General features: G+C 42.0%; 13 protein-coding genes. 6 read left to right on the top strand and 7 right to left on the bottom strand.

Annotated elements, in window-relative coordinates:
* Positions 1–3 precede the first annotated feature (3 nt).
* Positions 4–2,097: a flagellar biosynthesis protein FlhA gene (flhA, locus tag ACKLNH_RS12600; RefSeq protein ID WP_413112611.1), complete on the top strand. Its 2,094-nt coding sequence runs from the start codon at positions 4–6 to the stop codon at positions 2,095–2,097.
* Between the two features lie 149 nt (positions 2,098–2,246).
* Complete coding sequence (locus ACKLNH_RS12595; protein ID WP_413112610.1) at positions 2,247–3,278, top strand: TRM11 family SAM-dependent methyltransferase; 1,032 nt, start codon at positions 2,247–2,249, stop codon at positions 3,276–3,278.
* Between the two features lie 371 nt (positions 3,279–3,649).
* On the opposite strand, the gene ACKLNH_RS12590 is transcribed toward ACKLNH_RS12595, so the two are convergent.
* The gene (locus ACKLNH_RS12590) at positions 3,650–3,880 is read right to left on the bottom strand and encodes a helix-turn-helix domain-containing protein (RefSeq protein WP_148636166.1); all 231 of its coding nucleotides are present in this window, start codon (positions 3,878–3,880) and stop codon (positions 3,650–3,652) included.
* 163 nt (positions 3,881–4,043) lie between these two features.
* Here ACKLNH_RS12590 and ACKLNH_RS12585 point away from each other — a divergent pair, with 163 nt between their 5' ends.
* Positions 4,044–4,586, top strand: coding sequence for a hypothetical protein (locus tag ACKLNH_RS12585; RefSeq protein ID WP_413112609.1), 543 nt, complete (start codon positions 4,044–4,046; stop codon positions 4,584–4,586).
* A 72-nt stretch (positions 4,587–4,658) separates the two neighbouring features.
* Here the strand turns inward: ACKLNH_RS12585 and kwaB are convergent, their stop codons facing one another.
* From kwaB to ACKLNH_RS12555, 6 genes are all read right to left on the bottom strand, one after another.
* Positions 4,659–5,618 carry an anti-phage protein KwaB gene (kwaB, locus tag ACKLNH_RS12580; RefSeq protein WP_413112608.1) on the bottom strand — a complete coding sequence of 320 codons (960 nt, stop codon included), beginning with the start codon at positions 5,616–5,618 and terminating at the stop codon, positions 4,659–4,661.
* Positions 5,615–6,211, bottom strand: a complete 597-nt coding sequence (kwaA, locus tag ACKLNH_RS12575) for an anti-phage protein KwaA (protein ID WP_148636169.1) — start codon at positions 6,209–6,211, stop codon at positions 5,615–5,617. The genes kwaB and kwaA overlap by 4 nt, the downstream gene beginning before the upstream one ends.
* A gap of 58 nt (positions 6,212–6,269) precedes the next feature.
* Positions 6,270–8,672, bottom strand: coding sequence for an EcoAI/FtnUII family type I restriction enzme subunit R (gene hsdR, locus ACKLNH_RS12570; RefSeq protein ID WP_413112607.1), 2,403 nt, complete (start codon positions 8,670–8,672; stop codon positions 6,270–6,272).
* Between the two features lie 25 nt (positions 8,673–8,697).
* A complete protein-coding gene (locus tag ACKLNH_RS12565) occupies positions 8,698–9,918 on the bottom strand; it encodes a restriction endonuclease subunit S (RefSeq protein WP_413112606.1) in 1,221 nt (406 codons plus the stop codon).
* Positions 9,918–11,366, bottom strand: coding sequence for a class I SAM-dependent DNA methyltransferase (locus ACKLNH_RS12560; protein ID WP_413112605.1), 1,449 nt, complete (start codon positions 11,364–11,366; stop codon positions 9,918–9,920). The genes ACKLNH_RS12565 and ACKLNH_RS12560 overlap by 1 nt, the downstream gene beginning before the upstream one ends.
* Before the next feature lie 80 nt (positions 11,367–11,446).
* Positions 11,447–12,028, bottom strand: a complete 582-nt coding sequence (locus tag ACKLNH_RS12555; RefSeq protein ID WP_372234181.1) for a recombinase family protein — start codon at positions 12,026–12,028, stop codon at positions 11,447–11,449.
* Between the two features lie 224 nt (positions 12,029–12,252).
* On the opposite strand from ACKLNH_RS12555, the gene ACKLNH_RS12550 reads away from it, so the two are divergent.
* The 3 genes from ACKLNH_RS12550 to ACKLNH_RS12540 all read left to right on the top strand — a co-directional run bounded on the left by ACKLNH_RS12550 (position 12,253) and on the right by ACKLNH_RS12540 (position 14,977).
* Entirely contained in the window at positions 12,253–12,456 is a 204-nt protein-coding gene (locus ACKLNH_RS12550; RefSeq protein ID WP_413112604.1) for an antitoxin Xre/MbcA/ParS toxin-binding domain-containing protein, read from the top strand.
* 398 nt (positions 12,457–12,854) lie between these two features.
* Complete coding sequence (locus ACKLNH_RS12545) at positions 12,855–13,853, top strand: PD-(D/E)XK nuclease domain-containing protein (protein ID WP_413112603.1); 999 nt, start codon at positions 12,855–12,857, stop codon at positions 13,851–13,853.
* Positions 13,853–14,977 (top strand): hypothetical protein, encoded by a 1,125-nt coding sequence (locus ACKLNH_RS12540; RefSeq protein WP_413112602.1) that lies wholly within the window; start codon positions 13,853–13,855, stop codon positions 14,975–14,977. The genes ACKLNH_RS12545 and ACKLNH_RS12540 overlap by 1 nt, the downstream gene beginning before the upstream one ends.

The following is a 14,977-nucleotide window of genomic DNA, read 5'->3' as shown; positions in this document are numbered from 1 at the left end:
GCAATGAAAGCAAGATTAAAACACCTATTCCCAAACTTAAGCGGTAGCTACTTCGGTATTCCTCTTATCTTATTAGCAATTCTGGCGATGGTGATCCTACCGTTACCGCCAGTACTGCTAGATACCTTATTCACCTTCAATATTGTTTTGGCGGTGATCGTGCTCTTGGTCGCAGTATCCAGCAAGCGTCCACTCGATTTCTCTGTTTTCCCGACCATATTGCTTATCGCGACCTTGATGCGTTTGACGCTCAACGTTGCATCGACACGTGTGGTCTTGCTAAATGGCCACCTAGGTGGTGATGCTGCCGGTAAGGTGATTCAGGCCTTTGGTGAGGTGGTGGTTGGCGGTAACTACTTTGTGGGTATCGTCGTATTTGTCATCTTGATGATCATTAACTTTGTGGTGATCACCAAAGGTGGAGAGCGGATCTCTGAAGTATCCGCGCGTTTTACTCTTGATGCCTTACCTGGCAAACAGATGGCGATTGATGCCGACTTAAACGCCGGCTTAATCGATCAAAATCAAGCAAGAAAGCGTCGTGAAGAGGTCGCACGTGAGGCCGACTTCTACGGTTCAATGGATGGTGCATCGAAGTTTGTGCGCGGTGATGCGATTGCTGGCCTATTGATCCTCGTCATCAACATCCTTGGTGGTGTCGCGGTCGGTATGGTTCAACACGATCTGGCGGCGGCTGAAGCCTTCCAACGTTTTGCCTTGCTCACCATTGGTGATGGCTTGGTGGCACAAATTCCATCACTCTTATTGGCAACCGCAGCGGCCATCATTGTTACTCGCGTTAACGACAGCGGCGATATCTCTGTTGACGTACATCGTCAAATGCTGGCGTCGCCTGTCACGTTAGCGACAGCCTCGGGCATCCTTGTGGTCATGGGTCTAGTGCCTGGCATGCCACACATGGCCTTTTTCAGCTTTGCTGCTGTTACCGCTTACGCGGCATGGCGCCAACGCGCTCACCAACTCGATCCAGAACCATTAGAGCACGCTGAAGCCGTCGCTGAGGCGGTCACCCAAGACAATGCACCATCGCTCGGCTGGCAAGATGTACCTGCCGTTAATGCACTAACGCTCGAGCTAGGCTACCGTTTGGTTAACCTCGTTGACAAAAATCAGGGCGAACCTTTAACCCAACGCATTCGCGGCGTGCGTAAAACCATGACCGAGCAAGCCGGCTTTCTGATCCCAGAAGTGGCCATTCGGGATAACCTTAAGCTCAAGCCAACCCAATACACCATCGCTTTACACGGCGAGATCATTGGCCGCGGGGAGATCGATCCTGAACGTTTAATGGCACTAGCCGTTGGGGAGGTATACGGTAAACTCGATGGCGTGTTAGGTAAGGATCCTGCGTACAACCTTGATGCGGTTTGGATCGAGCCACAAAATAAACCGCAAGCATTAAACCAAGGCTACTCGGTGGTTGACGGTGCAACGGTGGTTGCGACGCATATGAGTAAACTGGTCAAAGAGCACCTTGCTGAGCTATTTTGTCATGACGATGTCGAGCGTCTCATGGAACGCCTTGGTGAAATCGCTCCAAAATTGGTGGAAGCATTAACAACACAGCTAAACCACCAGCAGCAAATGCGTGTCTATCGCCAACTGCTATTAGATCAACTGCCAATCCGTGATATTCATACCATTGCATCTATCATGCTAGAGAGCAGTGAAGCCACCAAAGATCCAATTCTGCTTGCCTCGGATGTGCGCTGCGGCTTAAAGCGTACCATCACCAATGCCTTGGTCGGCGATAGCTTGGATTTCAATGTTTACACCCTGAATGACAATCTAGAAAAAATGCTCTTAACAGCCTTAAACAAGGCGCAGCAGACTGGGCAAACCGCACTTGATAGCTTCCCAGTCGAGCCAAACTTGCTCGCGCAGCTACAACAGAACATGCCGTTGGTAAGGGAGCAACTCAAGCAGCAAGGGTTAAAGCCTATCTTGTTGGTTATGCCGCAACTGCGTCCTCTGCTGGCTCGCTATTCGCGCACCTTCTCGAAAGGCTTAGCCGTGTTGTCATACAATGAAGTGCCAGAAGACCGCAATATCAATGTCGTTGGCACCCTTGGCTAAGTAATTCTAGGCCATTTGTCCTCTAGCGGCGCTTTACACTCAAGCGCCGTTTTCTTTCCCTTCTAGAAATTGACCCTCTTGCCGTTCGATGCTAGGTTTGCAGCATTATTTTTGCCCTAACCCACTCATCGATTATTAGGTAAATTACGGTGTTTCATTACGCAATATTGGCTAACCCTGGCCACAATCGAATCTACTTCGATACAGCACTACACATAGCTTGTGCTGAACTCACTGCCATGCTTGGCGCCGAGAACATTACTGTAAAAGATGTTGGAGAACGTGAGGTGGGCTTACCCGCTGCCATCTGCTTTTCGACGTCGACCCCATTAGATGATCGCGCACAGACATTGTTGTCGGCATCTTCAATCTATTACGCGCTGTTCGAGCTCCTTCCTGACGGTCTTATGCGACCGCTAACACCGGCGCCATATAACAGCTTCCCAGAAAGCATGAGCCAAATTCTGCGCTATATTGGCAAAACCAACGAGCAGTTTACCCGCTTAATGCTAAATCTTGCCCTGAGTGCCTGCGGCACCAACACCGCAAAGAAGACGTTGATTGACCCAATGTGTGGCAAAGGCACCACATTGTATGAAGGGTTAATTCTTGGTCTTGATGTGGTTGGTGTTGAGATCAACGCAAAATGGGTACAAGAAATTCAGACCTTTATTGTCAAATACCTAAAAACAGGTAAGTACAAGCATAAAGCGAAGAAAGAGAAGCGCACCGGAGAAGCCGGTAAAAAACTGGCGGACTGCTTTGTGGTAGAAACCGCCGCAGACAAACAGGCATACAACAGCGGCGAGATACAAACCATGAAGGTGATGGCGGCAGATACCCGCATCGCAGATAAACTGGTTAAGAAAAATAGCTGTGACATCATGGTCTCTGATCTCCCTTACGGGGTTCAGCACGGCAGTAAAAATGCCAAAGAGACCAAGATGAACCGTAGCCCGCTCACGCTACTCGAAGAGGCACTGCCGGCATGGCGTCAAATGTTACGTCCACAAGGCGCGATTGTTCTATCGTTCAACGAGTTTACCCTGAAGTGGACAGACTTGGCTGACACCTTGCAGCAAGCAGGCTTCCACGTTCTTAGCGAAGCCCCCTACGTCGGTTACTTGCATCGCGTCGATCAATCGATCAACCGTAACCTGATTGTAGCGGTAAAAGCATAAGCAGCCGCAAATTCACGCTCACAATGGTGAATAGCGACATAAAAAAAGAGCCCATGATGGGCTCTTTTTTGTCTCTGTTTAATCCATATGGATTAGAACGGTTATACGGAATTTTTGTGTATACTCACGATGTGTGTGTGTGAGTTACAAGCAACCAAACCAGTAAAACCAAGGGTATCAATAAATCCGCACCATTGAATTTTATTAACAGCACTACCCATGTGATACTTTTGTATAGACCATTAAAGAAAACACCTCTGTCTATACACTTTTAAAAATCTATCCGCCTAACAGATCATAGCATGAAAGTACGGGCAGGCAGCTATGCTATCAACAAATGTAGGAGATACGTCTCTTTGAGGCAACCCAACCTACTCGCTTGTTGTTCCTTGAGCTGGAATCAAATCATACAGAGAGCACTCTAGCTTTTCTGCTAGAACAAACACCTTCTCTAATGTGATGTTTTTTTCACCACGCTCTAAGACTCCCACATAGTTCAAACTAAAACCGCAAAGCTCTGATAGTTCTTTCTGCAATAAGCCTTTCTTTTTTCTTTGAGAGGCTAGTCTTTCTCCGAATTCAATCGCAATCTGATTCTTCATTTTAATCTTGTGAAATATCACAAAACACACTATAGTGTGTCTCGTGGTTTACTAATCACTCAGCCTAGTTCAGTTTGCCGCTGTCTAATTTGGCTGAATCCCCCCCACTGATGAGTAATCGTCAGTGGGTTTTCTATATTTTCAAAACACTAATGAAAGCATAATGAAACAAGTCGATTTTATAAAACTACTATCTAGTAAGCTTCCCGAAACTTTCAAAACTGAGCAGCTTTTACTTGTCTTGCTTGAGTCATCAAACGATAACTTAGCCCTGCATGAAGTTCGTAAGTGTATGCATAATCACTTATACCGCCTAGAGCAACAAAACCTTGTTGAGCGCCTTTGCCCGAAGCGTACTCAAAATGCATCATTTAAACGTCTTTTCAGCTTTGAATCTGAAAGTTTAGACCTCATTGAACCACCTTCTGAGCATATTGAAAGAACAGAAATACCCTCTCACTTTCAAGAGCTTAAGCTGCACACACAAAAACTAAAAGAAGACAGTAGCGCACTGCGCAAAAAACGAGATGTATTCAGTCAACTCACGGAAAACTACAAAATGTACGAGCCACTCATCACACGCAAGTTATCCGAATTGGATTCTGCGCTTCTAGATAAGAAGATTGAGTTAGAGGCCATCCATGAACTAATGAGCGCTATTAACTGTACAGGTGCTTCTGGAACCCTAAGAACATCTCCCGTATAACAGCGGGAGAACCAAATAAATCCACTGCGGCTTTATCCAGACTAAATCACACTGCTTACCACAGCTTACACTCTACTCAGGTGAAATCTTATCTTTAGCTAGACTATCATATTGAATTTTAGTCAATTCCGATTCAAGGTAATCATCACTCATCAGCTTAATGAAATGGTTTTGCGATTTTTTGGTTGCTAGCACAAATTTATCACCGTTATCATTGAGTTTAAGGTTTTGACTCAAATAGTTGTGCTTTCTGGCAAAACTGATGATGTCACTGTTTTCAACCTGTCCCATTACAGGAGAGTTACGTGCAACTTTAGCTAGTTTCCTTGAAAAAGCCATGTCTTCACTATCAACTCTCAGCTTCATAGGCTGCGTGTCTTCAATCAAATCTAAGTCTGCTAAGGTATCAACACACTCGGTAGCTGAATGCTTAATGACATCATGGAATCCAAGGTAGGTTTCCAGTGTCTTGACGTTCTCTACATAAAATTTGTCTGATAGCTTAAGAAAAACGTAATTAGGATCGATTTTTAGGATGTTTGAATCTAGCTCCGAAAGGCGATTATTGGAACTAAATAGATTCAAAGCTCCCTGCTGAGCATGCAACACAGACACTGTGTACTGATGTTTGTATAAGGTAATGGTCTCGTTATTTCGACCTGTTAGTACAATAATAATCGCACTAATATCATTAAAGCTCCCATCACCAATGTTATAGGTTGTTGTTGCATTAATGCGTTGTGCTAGTGCTTGATCTAATAAGTTGAACTCTAGAGGCTTATCGTCAAAATCAAACTCATACAATGCATTTTTCCTATCGTCAGCGTTAGAAAGCAATGGAAGAGTCAGTGAATCATTTTCAACAATTGAGGTTTTAAGTTTTGCTGCAACACTTGCCTTTAATCTAGTCAACGCCTGATTATCAACATCTGAATCTTTAAGGTTTGCATTAGTGTCTACAAAAAACATTTTGATGCCAATACAATCAGCAATAATAGCATCGACACTATTCTTAAACGTATCAACTGTCATTCAATTTTCCTTACAAAACAGACGCTGTCTGATAAAAATTTATAGTTAACATTATCATTAGCCTCTACGGAGTCTTTTCCTATGAGGACTATGTTGTGATATCTAACTCCACGACACTCAATGTCAGCCTTAAATAGCTTATAGCCAAGCAATGCGAGAGTTGGATTTGCATAATACTTATCAGTCCGAACAAAAATGAACCCAATAACTATCAATAACAATATATATGCCACCAGTTTTCTAGGTTCATCGAATGAAAAACCTAAAAAAGGAATGATATAGGTAGCTAAAAACGTCAGATGCTCATAACTCTCGCTCTTGGATTGTTCAATCTTCATTGAGTCTTGGCTACCACCTTTTAATTCATATTCAAAACGATGATAGAAAAGACCACCAATGATGATTCCAAGTACTGCAACCAAAGTTGCAATGTTATCAAAAGCAATTTTCGGCATTGCTTCCATACCAACAAAGTGACAATCAGAGCCAAAGCAATAAGGTACATTAATAGTCAAAATGATGATGAAAACAAAAAGTAAAACCAACGAGAGCACATACAGCCCGACTTTATCTATAGTTCTGGATAAGTTCATAAGCACACTTCCAACACTGTATTTAAAAACAGTATAGTGCTTTCGATATCACTTTTCATCAGCTATACAAATACTTCTGAAACCCTAAGAATGTCTCCCGTATAACAGCGGGAGAACCAAATAAATCCACTGCGTCTTTCGGCGTCTTGTACTTCAATGTCAGTAGACTTGGCATCTTCTTAGGAAGAAGTTCACCTTCTCCATCTTCAACATACTTACCTAAAATGAAGTGGATAAAATCTTGCTGATTATTATCTGTGAATGCAGTATCAATTGTCGTTCTAGCGTCTGCTACACGAGTAGCACGAGATTTGGTTTCAGCCGCATAGGCGACATAAGCAAGCACATCGTAAACATCACTATTTTCAGCATCAATTAGCTCTTTCATCGCACCGAGCTTCTCTGCGTCATATCCATGCTCAGCTAAGTTCAATAGTAACTGTTCTCGCGTAGTCGCATCTGACCAAATCTCACGTAGCTTATCTTCGTTTTCAAAAAACTTAGGCAGGTCATCAAACATTAACTGCATGAACTCATGAGCTGTTATTGGTTTATCTCCATGCCAGTACATTACTGAGCTGATGTGCTTGATAGAACGTTCTTTACCATCACTGAGCTTAATCTTAACTTTCTTTTTCTTCTCGCAAATACATGGTAACGCACCGCACTCTTTACATGGCTTAGGTTCAGTTGGATCACAGGCACAAGGCTGCTGCCCACATTTATCACATGGTTTGCCTCCACCACGAGGTTTGGGATCTTCAGGCTCTAACGGCTCGCCATCCCATTCAGGGTCAGCAAAGTTATGATAGGCTTTTACAAAATCATAGATAGTGAAATAGTCTTTCCCGTCAAAAACACGAGTTCCTCGCCCAACGATTTGCTTAAACTCAATCATGTTTTTACATTCACGCATCAAAACAATGTTACGAACATTTCGGGCATCAACCCCTGTCGATAGCTTGCGTGAGGTAGTTAAAATTGTGGGAATTGTCTTTTCATTATCTTGGAAGACCTTAAGATCGGTTTCTCCCGCTTTACCGTCATCTGCGGTAACTCGAACACAATAAGAAGGATTATTTGTCCACTTTTTATATGCTGCATATTCATTGATGAAATCACGTACCAAAGCAGCGTGCTCTTGAGTGGCGCAGAACACGATGGTTTTCTCTTTAGGGTTAAACTTATCCATCCAATAATGCACTCGCTTTTTCTCACGAGCAGGGATAGTGATGATGCGGTTGAAATCACCTTCCTTGTATACATGCCCCTCTTTAGGCTCTCCATCAATGATGACTCCATCACCCTTGGTATAGACGTACTCATCCATAGTACTGACGATAGGTAACACCTTGAAAGGTGTTAAGAAGCCATCATTAATGCCTTCTTTCAAAGTATAACTATAAACAGGCTCACCGAAGTATTTGTAAGTATCCGTGTTGTCTTTGCGCTTTGGTGTTGCCGTTAAACCTAGTTGAACGGCAGAATCAAAATATTCTAGAACACCACGCCACGAACTTTCATCTTTTGCACCACCTCGGTGACATTCGTCAATCATGATGAAATCAAAGAAGTCTGCTGGGTACTCACCAAAGTATGGTGCATCTTCACCGTTTTCATCTTTGCCTGACATAAACGTTTGGAAGATAGTAAAAAAGATAGAACCATTCTTCGGGACTCGACCTGCCTTTTTTACTTCTTTTGGTTCTATTCGAATGATCGCGTCTTCAGAGAAGGGCGAGAATGAGTTGAACGCTTGGTCGGCAAGGATGTTACGGTCGGCAAGGAATAGGATACGTGGGCGGCGAGTCGCTTTTGAAATATCGTTTTGAGATGCTTTTGACCAGCGAGAGTAAAATAGTTTCCAGGCAAGTTGGAATGCTATGAAGGTTTTACCCGTTCCCGTTGCCAGTGTTAACAGAATTCGATCATCACCTTTCGCAATCGCCTCTAGCGCGTTGTTGATAGCGTTTTCTTGGTAGTAACGAGCCGTCCAACTACCACCCTTTGTTTCAAAAGGCACATCAGCAAAGCGTTGTCGCCATTCAGCCGCACAGCCAGAATCGGTAAAGGTTAATGCCCATAACTCATCAGGGCTAAGGTATCTATCAACAAGCTTCTGAACCCCTGTGACCATGTCTATCTCATAGATATCATGACCATTGGTGGCGTAAGCAATCCTACATTGAAGACGAGTCGCATAGTCGATAGCTTGTCGCACACCTTCGGAGTAAGACAAAGACTCTTTCTTTGCCTCAACGACACCCAGCTTTTTACCTTTGTATTCTAGAACGTAGTCTGACGAGACTTTAGTGCCACGCTTACCACCGTTCATGATACGGCCAGGACATATGACCTCACGGCGAATATAGCTATGCTCTGTGCTACCCCAACCGCATTTAACTAACATAGGATCAATCAAATCGGCACGAGTATCGGCTTCGGTTCTTTGTGAGGTCATGGTTATCCTTTTCCTGATCTAGGCGTTACAACTCGCCATTAAATGCTTTTTGTAAGATTGATTGTTTAAGTTCATTGAGATTTTCAACTTTCTGAGCATAAATCGATTTAAGTTTGTCGATCTCTGTTGACAAGGTTTTGAGTTTATCAGCTATCACCCCTTGCTCTTCCAAGCTAGGTTTGTTGAAAGTAAAGGACTGTATTTGCTTACCACTTATATGAGGAACTCCTAAACCTGTCTGTATGGAAAGAACATAGGATTCAAACAGCTTACTTCCCATAAGGAAATACAATAAATCTTTATTCATCCCTTGTTTGCACCGTAATCTGGCGACCCGTTGTAAAAGTAAACACGGAAGCTCATTAGCAGTGATTTGAGCGAATTTCATTCCTGCTTTTACCCAGGTTCGATCCATTGCTAACACAATATCACCCTCCTTAAGTAAAAATTTTTCAAATTCATTAACTCTGCTATTTGGCCAAAATTTCGCTCCATCCCAACGGAAGTAACCTTGCATGATGTTGTCACCACGCAATAACTTCACTGAGTCAGCATCTGAAACATAATCTTTACTTTTAAAAGCATTACCCGTTAAAAGCTCTATTTCATTACCAACAGTTGTTTCCTGCCAACCTTCACCTTTCTGGCTCAATACATTCTGCAAATAGCTATCAAACAACTCACGAGCATTTTTTAGGTTTTGCTCTGCGTTCTGCTTAGCTTTATCGATATCAGCAAACATTGCATCTAAGTTAGCTACAACTTCTCTTTGCTCACGAAGAGAACTTGGAAAGGCGATCTCGAAGTTTTGTAATTGTGTCTTTGTGATAGCTTCTCTTGTTGCTCCAGCCTCGCCAACTTCCAACAGACGATCTTTGTAAACCTTCGAAGTCAGCAACAAGCAGAGAAAATCAGGATCTATTACATCTTGATCGACTCGTATGATGGATACGTGTTGATTTACCCTAGCTGGCAAAAAATCATCTGGCACAACGCAACACCTTGCAACTGATGCACCAGTTATATTCAAAAGTACATCTCCAGAATACAACTCTACATTTTTGAGCTTTTCGGCTTGTTGATCATCTATTAGCGCAAGATCTTTAGAGCGAAACTGTCGATCATGCACATTCATACTTCGAATAAGTGACATACCTTCTTCTTTATATGCAGCTTTGCCACCTCTAGGTGTAGCACCACTCCCTATCTTAGAAGTAATCTCACTCAACCTTTGACTAACCCACATTAAAGCAGCCCTCTAAGGTTCGCCAAAATAGCTTCACTCTGTTTATCTAAGGTAATGATTTCATCTATGATTTCATTTGGTTCACGAAGTGGAGTTTCTTCTTCAACATTCGGGTTTTTTACGCTCAGATCGAAATTAGCATCAAGGCTCGAAGCTTCAACTGACCAAGACTTCTCTGAGTTGGCAAGCGTCTTCTGTAATTCAACAAACTCTTTTAGGTCATTATCATTCAACGGGTTAGTTTTCCCCATCTTACGACCAGGGTTTAACTCATAGAACCATGTATTTTGTGTCGCAGAGCCTTTTTCAAAGAACAAGACAACGGTTTTAACTCCCGCTCCGATAAAAGTACCTGCTGGACAATCCAATACCGTATGTAGGTTACAACTTTCCAAAAGCTCTTTACGTAAAGCAACGGCAGCATTATCTGTATTCGATAAGAAGGTATTTTTGATAACGACAGCGCCACGACCGCCAGCTTTTAGCTTTTTGATAAAATGCTGTAAGAACAAGAAAGCAGTTTCACCCGTCTTGATCGTGAAATTTTGCTGAACTTCAGCACGTTCTTTTCCACCGAAAGGTGGATTGGCTAGGATGATATCGTGACGTTCACTATCTTGAATTTCAGCGATGTTTTCAGCTAACGTGTTGGTATGAATAACATTAGGCGCTTCAATACCATGGAGGATCATGTTCATGATTGCGATGACATAAGCTAATGATTTTTTCTCTTTCGCATAGAAAGTATCATTTTGTAGCGTGTCAAGATCCTGAGTCGATAAACCTTCTTTCTTGCTCAGATAATCAAATGCTTCACATAAGAAGCCAGCCGAGCCTGCTGCGCCATCGTAAATGGTTTCACCAATTTTAGGCTGAACAACATCAATCATGGCGCGGATTAATGGGCGAGGTGTATAGTATTCGCCACCATTGCGACCCGCATTCCCCATGTTCTTGATCTTGGTTTCATAGAGGTGCGATAGCTCATGCTTTTCTTCTTGAGAGCGGAAGCGAAGCTCATCGACTTTCTCTAAGCAGTCACGTAGTGCGTAACCACTTTGGATTTTGTTTTTGATCTCACCAAAGATCTCACCGATCTTATACTCGATAGTGTCTGGGCTTTCTGCTCGTTGCTTGAATCCTTTTAAGTAACGGAAAAGTTTGTTATCGACAAACTCCATTAAATCGTCACCGATCAAGGCGTTGTCATAATCAAACTCACCATCAACCTTAGGTACTGCCCACGAAGACCAGCGATACTCCTCATCAATGATGTATTGGTACTCTTCAAACATCAGCTCGGCATTGATCTTCTTGTCTTGCTCTAAGTCATCAAGGTACTTAAGGAACAGCATCCAAGATGTTTGCTCTGTGTAATCAAGCTCTGAAGAGCAACCTGCATCCTTGTGGAGGATGTCATCGATGTTTTTAAAAGTAGTTTCAAACATGTATTTTCTTCTTATTCATTAGGCTACACAGTGCCATATAGCTTTTAGACCTATGCTATCGCATAGGAATATCGATTCGTTTACTCAAATAAAGAGCGTTCTTGAGGAGGTTCAATGCCATCCAACGCTTTGTTGAGAGTTGGTCGGCTAACACCAAAGTGCTCAGCAACTTCAGTTTTTGTCACCGACTTATCAAGTAGCATCGCTTGTGCTTTCTTGATGTCAGAAGCCGTCAGTTTAGCTTTACGCCCACCTTTACGACCTCTAGCTCTCGCTGCTTTCAACCCAGCTTTGGTGCGCTCAGATATAAGCCTACGCTCAAATTGAGCTATAGCTCCTATCATATGAAATGCTAATTCACCTACAGCGGTCGTGGTATCAATGCTTTCATTCAAGCTAATGAACTTGATGCCTTGTTCTTTAAAGCCATCAAGCAGTTCTATCAAATCTTTTAGGCTTCGTCCTAGTCTATCCAAGCGCTGGACAACGACAATATCACCTTCTCGTAGTGCATCAATCATACGTTCTAATTCAGGACGTTGCTTTGATTTACCGCTACATTTCTCAATGTAGATTCGTTCGCAACCTGCCGACTCTAAAGAATCGATTTGTGAGTCTTCGTTTTGATCATCCGTACTAACTCGTGCATATCCAATTTTCATCGAAGTACCGTAGGAAAAGGTAGGTTAAATTTACATAGATAACTTTACGAGTTTCTTTACAAATAATCAAACAAAATCGGAACGTAAACTGTAGATTCTGAATGGTAAAGAAAATGACCGTTTAATTTACACTCAACAGAAATGATCATATCGGGGGCGAGAGGGCTGGACTTAAAGACCTTCTAGAGTTTAAATTTCTTTATAAGCAGAGACTGGTAATGCAGATGAATATCACACATGTAGATGACAAGGTTAGAGAAGAGCTACTAAAGCTCTTCAATGACGACGAACAAATGGCTGAAGAATGGCTGACAACACCAAAGCGTGTACTCAATGGTTTGAGTCCGTTTGAGGTATTAAATACTGAACAAGGCAAAGCAAAAGTTCTTGATATGATTCAGCGAATCAAGCTTGGTGATTTTTCTTAGGACAACAATGTTGCCCTCTGATTGAATAGCCACTGACTACGGTCATGGATAAACTCCCTAACGCAAGGTGCGTTAGCAAAACTTCCACCAATAGTCTGAGGTTGTTCAGGTTGAATTTACGCTATATAGCAGCCGAATTTGACAACGCTCACACAGGCTAGATCCTTACCCCTTTTAACCTAATCAACTTATGGATAATAAGCACTAAATTGACTATGGTATCAGACGATTAACTACCCCATACTAGGTAGTAGGTGCTTTTGAACAGGAATCAGTAACCCTAATAGCTCCTCATTAATAAAGAATCTTAATTAGTGTTTTAATCAAGATCATTTAGTGGCTGCCTTTTTCATGTAGCACATCAAACATACAAGCTGCATTCTGGTTAGGAAGAATTTATGAGCGAAACGGCTAACATCGCAAAGATGGCTTCATGTGTATCAGACGATATGTTTGAAGTATTCAAATGGAAACGGAAAATCGTGCAAGACCATAGCTGGAAATGTGTGACTCCTGAAGATCATGGAGGAAAAGTAGATCACCCTTCTGATTGTGTATTTTATTATCGTGATCCCTACGATAACGAAATGAAGTACATCAACACCGACCTAAAAAGTTATGCCAAAGGTTCAATTACTAAGGCACAAATCCGCAAGGCAATGCATTCCCTTACCTATTCAACAAATTGTGCTCAATACAATCAAAACTGGAAAGACTTGTTTACTCCAGAGCCTTCCCATACGGTTAAAGGCATGCTGTTTGTGTACAATCACTGCGGAACTTACAATGGCTCGTTTACTGATATTATCAATGACGTCAATGAACCAGATGGTGATAAAAAATATGTGAATCATCTCGATGGTTATGGACAAGTTTACGTAATGACTCCATATAAGATAGTTGAACTAAATAGTGTTGCTTCAGATATCCAAATAATGATTTCGAAAAAACACCTTCCATTCCCTGATAAGTTTTGCTTTTTTCACCCAAGTGAAATGCTGAACAAAAATCACTTTAGTCAAGACTACTCCGAGCCAGCAACACTAGAGATTTTGTTTTCTTCTTGGATCATAATTAAGCATGCAGCTACAGATAAAAATGACGCAGGATACGTCATATATTATATGCAGGAAGGCAATGAAGTAGATGAGTTTGTTTACCTTTTAGATGCTCTTTCCTACTATCAAATCCTTAACGATAAAGGCTCTGTACGTATTAAGTTAGTGAAGAAAAATAACCACGCAGTTTTAAAGTTGCGTGAAGCAGTTGGAATGTACTTTCGAAATTTAGGGTACGAAGACGAACGTATTGAAGACTTACAACAAAGACTTGCGGGGGAGACCATCGCCAAAGTTATCCCACAATTTTCTGAAGTAGAAGTGGGGTTAATGGACTGATGAGTAGAGAACATTTAAAAAATGGCAATCGCCTATACTTCATGAATGATAAAAATATTCGTGATGGCTTAGTCGCTCAAAAGGTCAAAGCTGAGCACCTTGTAAAGTTCCTACATGACAAGTGTATTTTCGTCGATCGTCACAGCTCAAAGGATGACCTTGTTGCTGTTATCCAAACAATGAGGTTTGATTATTTCGACTATGTGTATCTATCTTCGCTACTAGAACATTATGATAAGCGTGACAATCAAGCTAAAACTGAGCTTCCGACACAGTTTACAGCAAAAAAAGTTAGTAAAGCTGCGGATGATTTACGTAAAGCATTGGCTGAAGAAGAAATTGAAGCAACACACACAATCTCAGGTAAGAAAGCGATAATCGAGTTTAGCTACGTAGACACCGATTACTCAAAAGCGCCTATGCGTCAGAAAACGCCAAGGAAAGCTAAAATTATTATTGATTTTTCAGCCAAAGACGATACTGGAATTGACTTCCCTTCCACAGAAACAGGTAAAAAGGTTAAGAACCTCTTAGTTAAAGAACTCAATAATCAACTACCTAAGCCTGTAGTGCCTGTAGATATTGAGTTGGAGCATACTAAACCAGAAAACCGAAACAGATTTTTCACTTCGCTATTAGCTTTACCTGGCTACGAGGTCTTCGACGTAGAGAAAGTTAGTGTTGCCCACTCTTCTGGTAAAGATGAAGATGAAAACGATGTAACAGGCGAATTACGCAATGCAGCCTTATCTGGGAAAAATCTACTAGAATCAGCCGTATATCAAGGTCTTGCGAAAACCAATTACAATATCTATCGTATTTCATGGAAATTACGAGAAAAGGTGACAATCAAATCATCAAATCAATCTGAAGACGATGATGCAGTAACATCTACATCTAGTGCCGCACAGTCTGATTGTTTTACTGTTGAAGCTAAATTTGACGATAAAGAGCACTTTAAAGGCTTTAGTTTCAGTATTAAGGCTGTTCAACGTTACAACCAAAGTAAATCACGGCTGAACTCTACGACGGCTAAGCCAGACAAGAGTGAAGTAGATAAACTATCTAAGCGCTTGTATAGCACAGCAGTGAAAATCTACACACAACTTACTAGTAAGGGATAA

The sequence above is a fragment of the Thaumasiovibrio clandestinus genome (assembly GCF_047250365.1).
GTDB lineage: Bacteria > Pseudomonadota > Gammaproteobacteria > Enterobacterales > Vibrionaceae > Thaumasiovibrio.
Note: the sequence above shows the minus strand (reverse complement) of the source record. Positions and strands in the feature narration are given on the sequence as shown.

Coding starts and splice junctions, on each gene's coding strand:
- ACKLNH_RS12585 (WP_413112609.1), top strand. CDS start 4,044: ATGAAACAAGTCGATTTTATAAAACTACTATCTAGTAAGCTTCCCGAA.
- kwaB (WP_413112608.1), bottom strand. CDS start 5,618: ATGACAGTTGATACGTTTAAGAATAGTGTCGATGCTATTATTGCTGAT.
- ACKLNH_RS12555 (WP_372234181.1), bottom strand. CDS start 12,028: ATGAAAATTGGATATGCACGAGTTAGTACGGATGATCAAAACGAAGAC.
- kwaA (WP_148636169.1), bottom strand. CDS start 6,211: ATGAACTTATCCAGAACTATAGATAAAGTCGGGCTGTATGTGCTCTCG.
- ACKLNH_RS12550 (WP_413112604.1), top strand. CDS start 12,253: ATGAATATCACACATGTAGATGACAAGGTTAGAGAAGAGCTACTAAAG.
- ACKLNH_RS12590 (WP_148636166.1), bottom strand. CDS start 3,880: ATGAAGAATCAGATTGCGATTGAATTCGGAGAAAGACTAGCCTCTCAA.
- ACKLNH_RS12565 (WP_413112606.1), bottom strand. CDS start 9,918: ATGTGGGTTAGTCAAAGGTTGAGTGAGATTACTTCTAAGATAGGGAGT.
- ACKLNH_RS12545 (WP_413112603.1), top strand. CDS start 12,855: ATGAGCGAAACGGCTAACATCGCAAAGATGGCTTCATGTGTATCAGAC.
- hsdR (WP_413112607.1), bottom strand. CDS start 8,672: ATGACCTCACAAAGAACCGAAGCCGATACTCGTGCCGATTTGATTGAT.
- ACKLNH_RS12560 (WP_413112605.1), bottom strand. CDS start 11,366: ATGTTTGAAACTACTTTTAAAAACATCGATGACATCCTCCACAAGGAT.
- flhA (WP_413112611.1), top strand. CDS start 4: ATGAAAGCAAGATTAAAACACCTATTCCCAAACTTAAGCGGTAGCTAC.
- ACKLNH_RS12540 (WP_413112602.1), top strand. CDS start 13,853: ATGAGTAGAGAACATTTAAAAAATGGCAATCGCCTATACTTCATGAAT.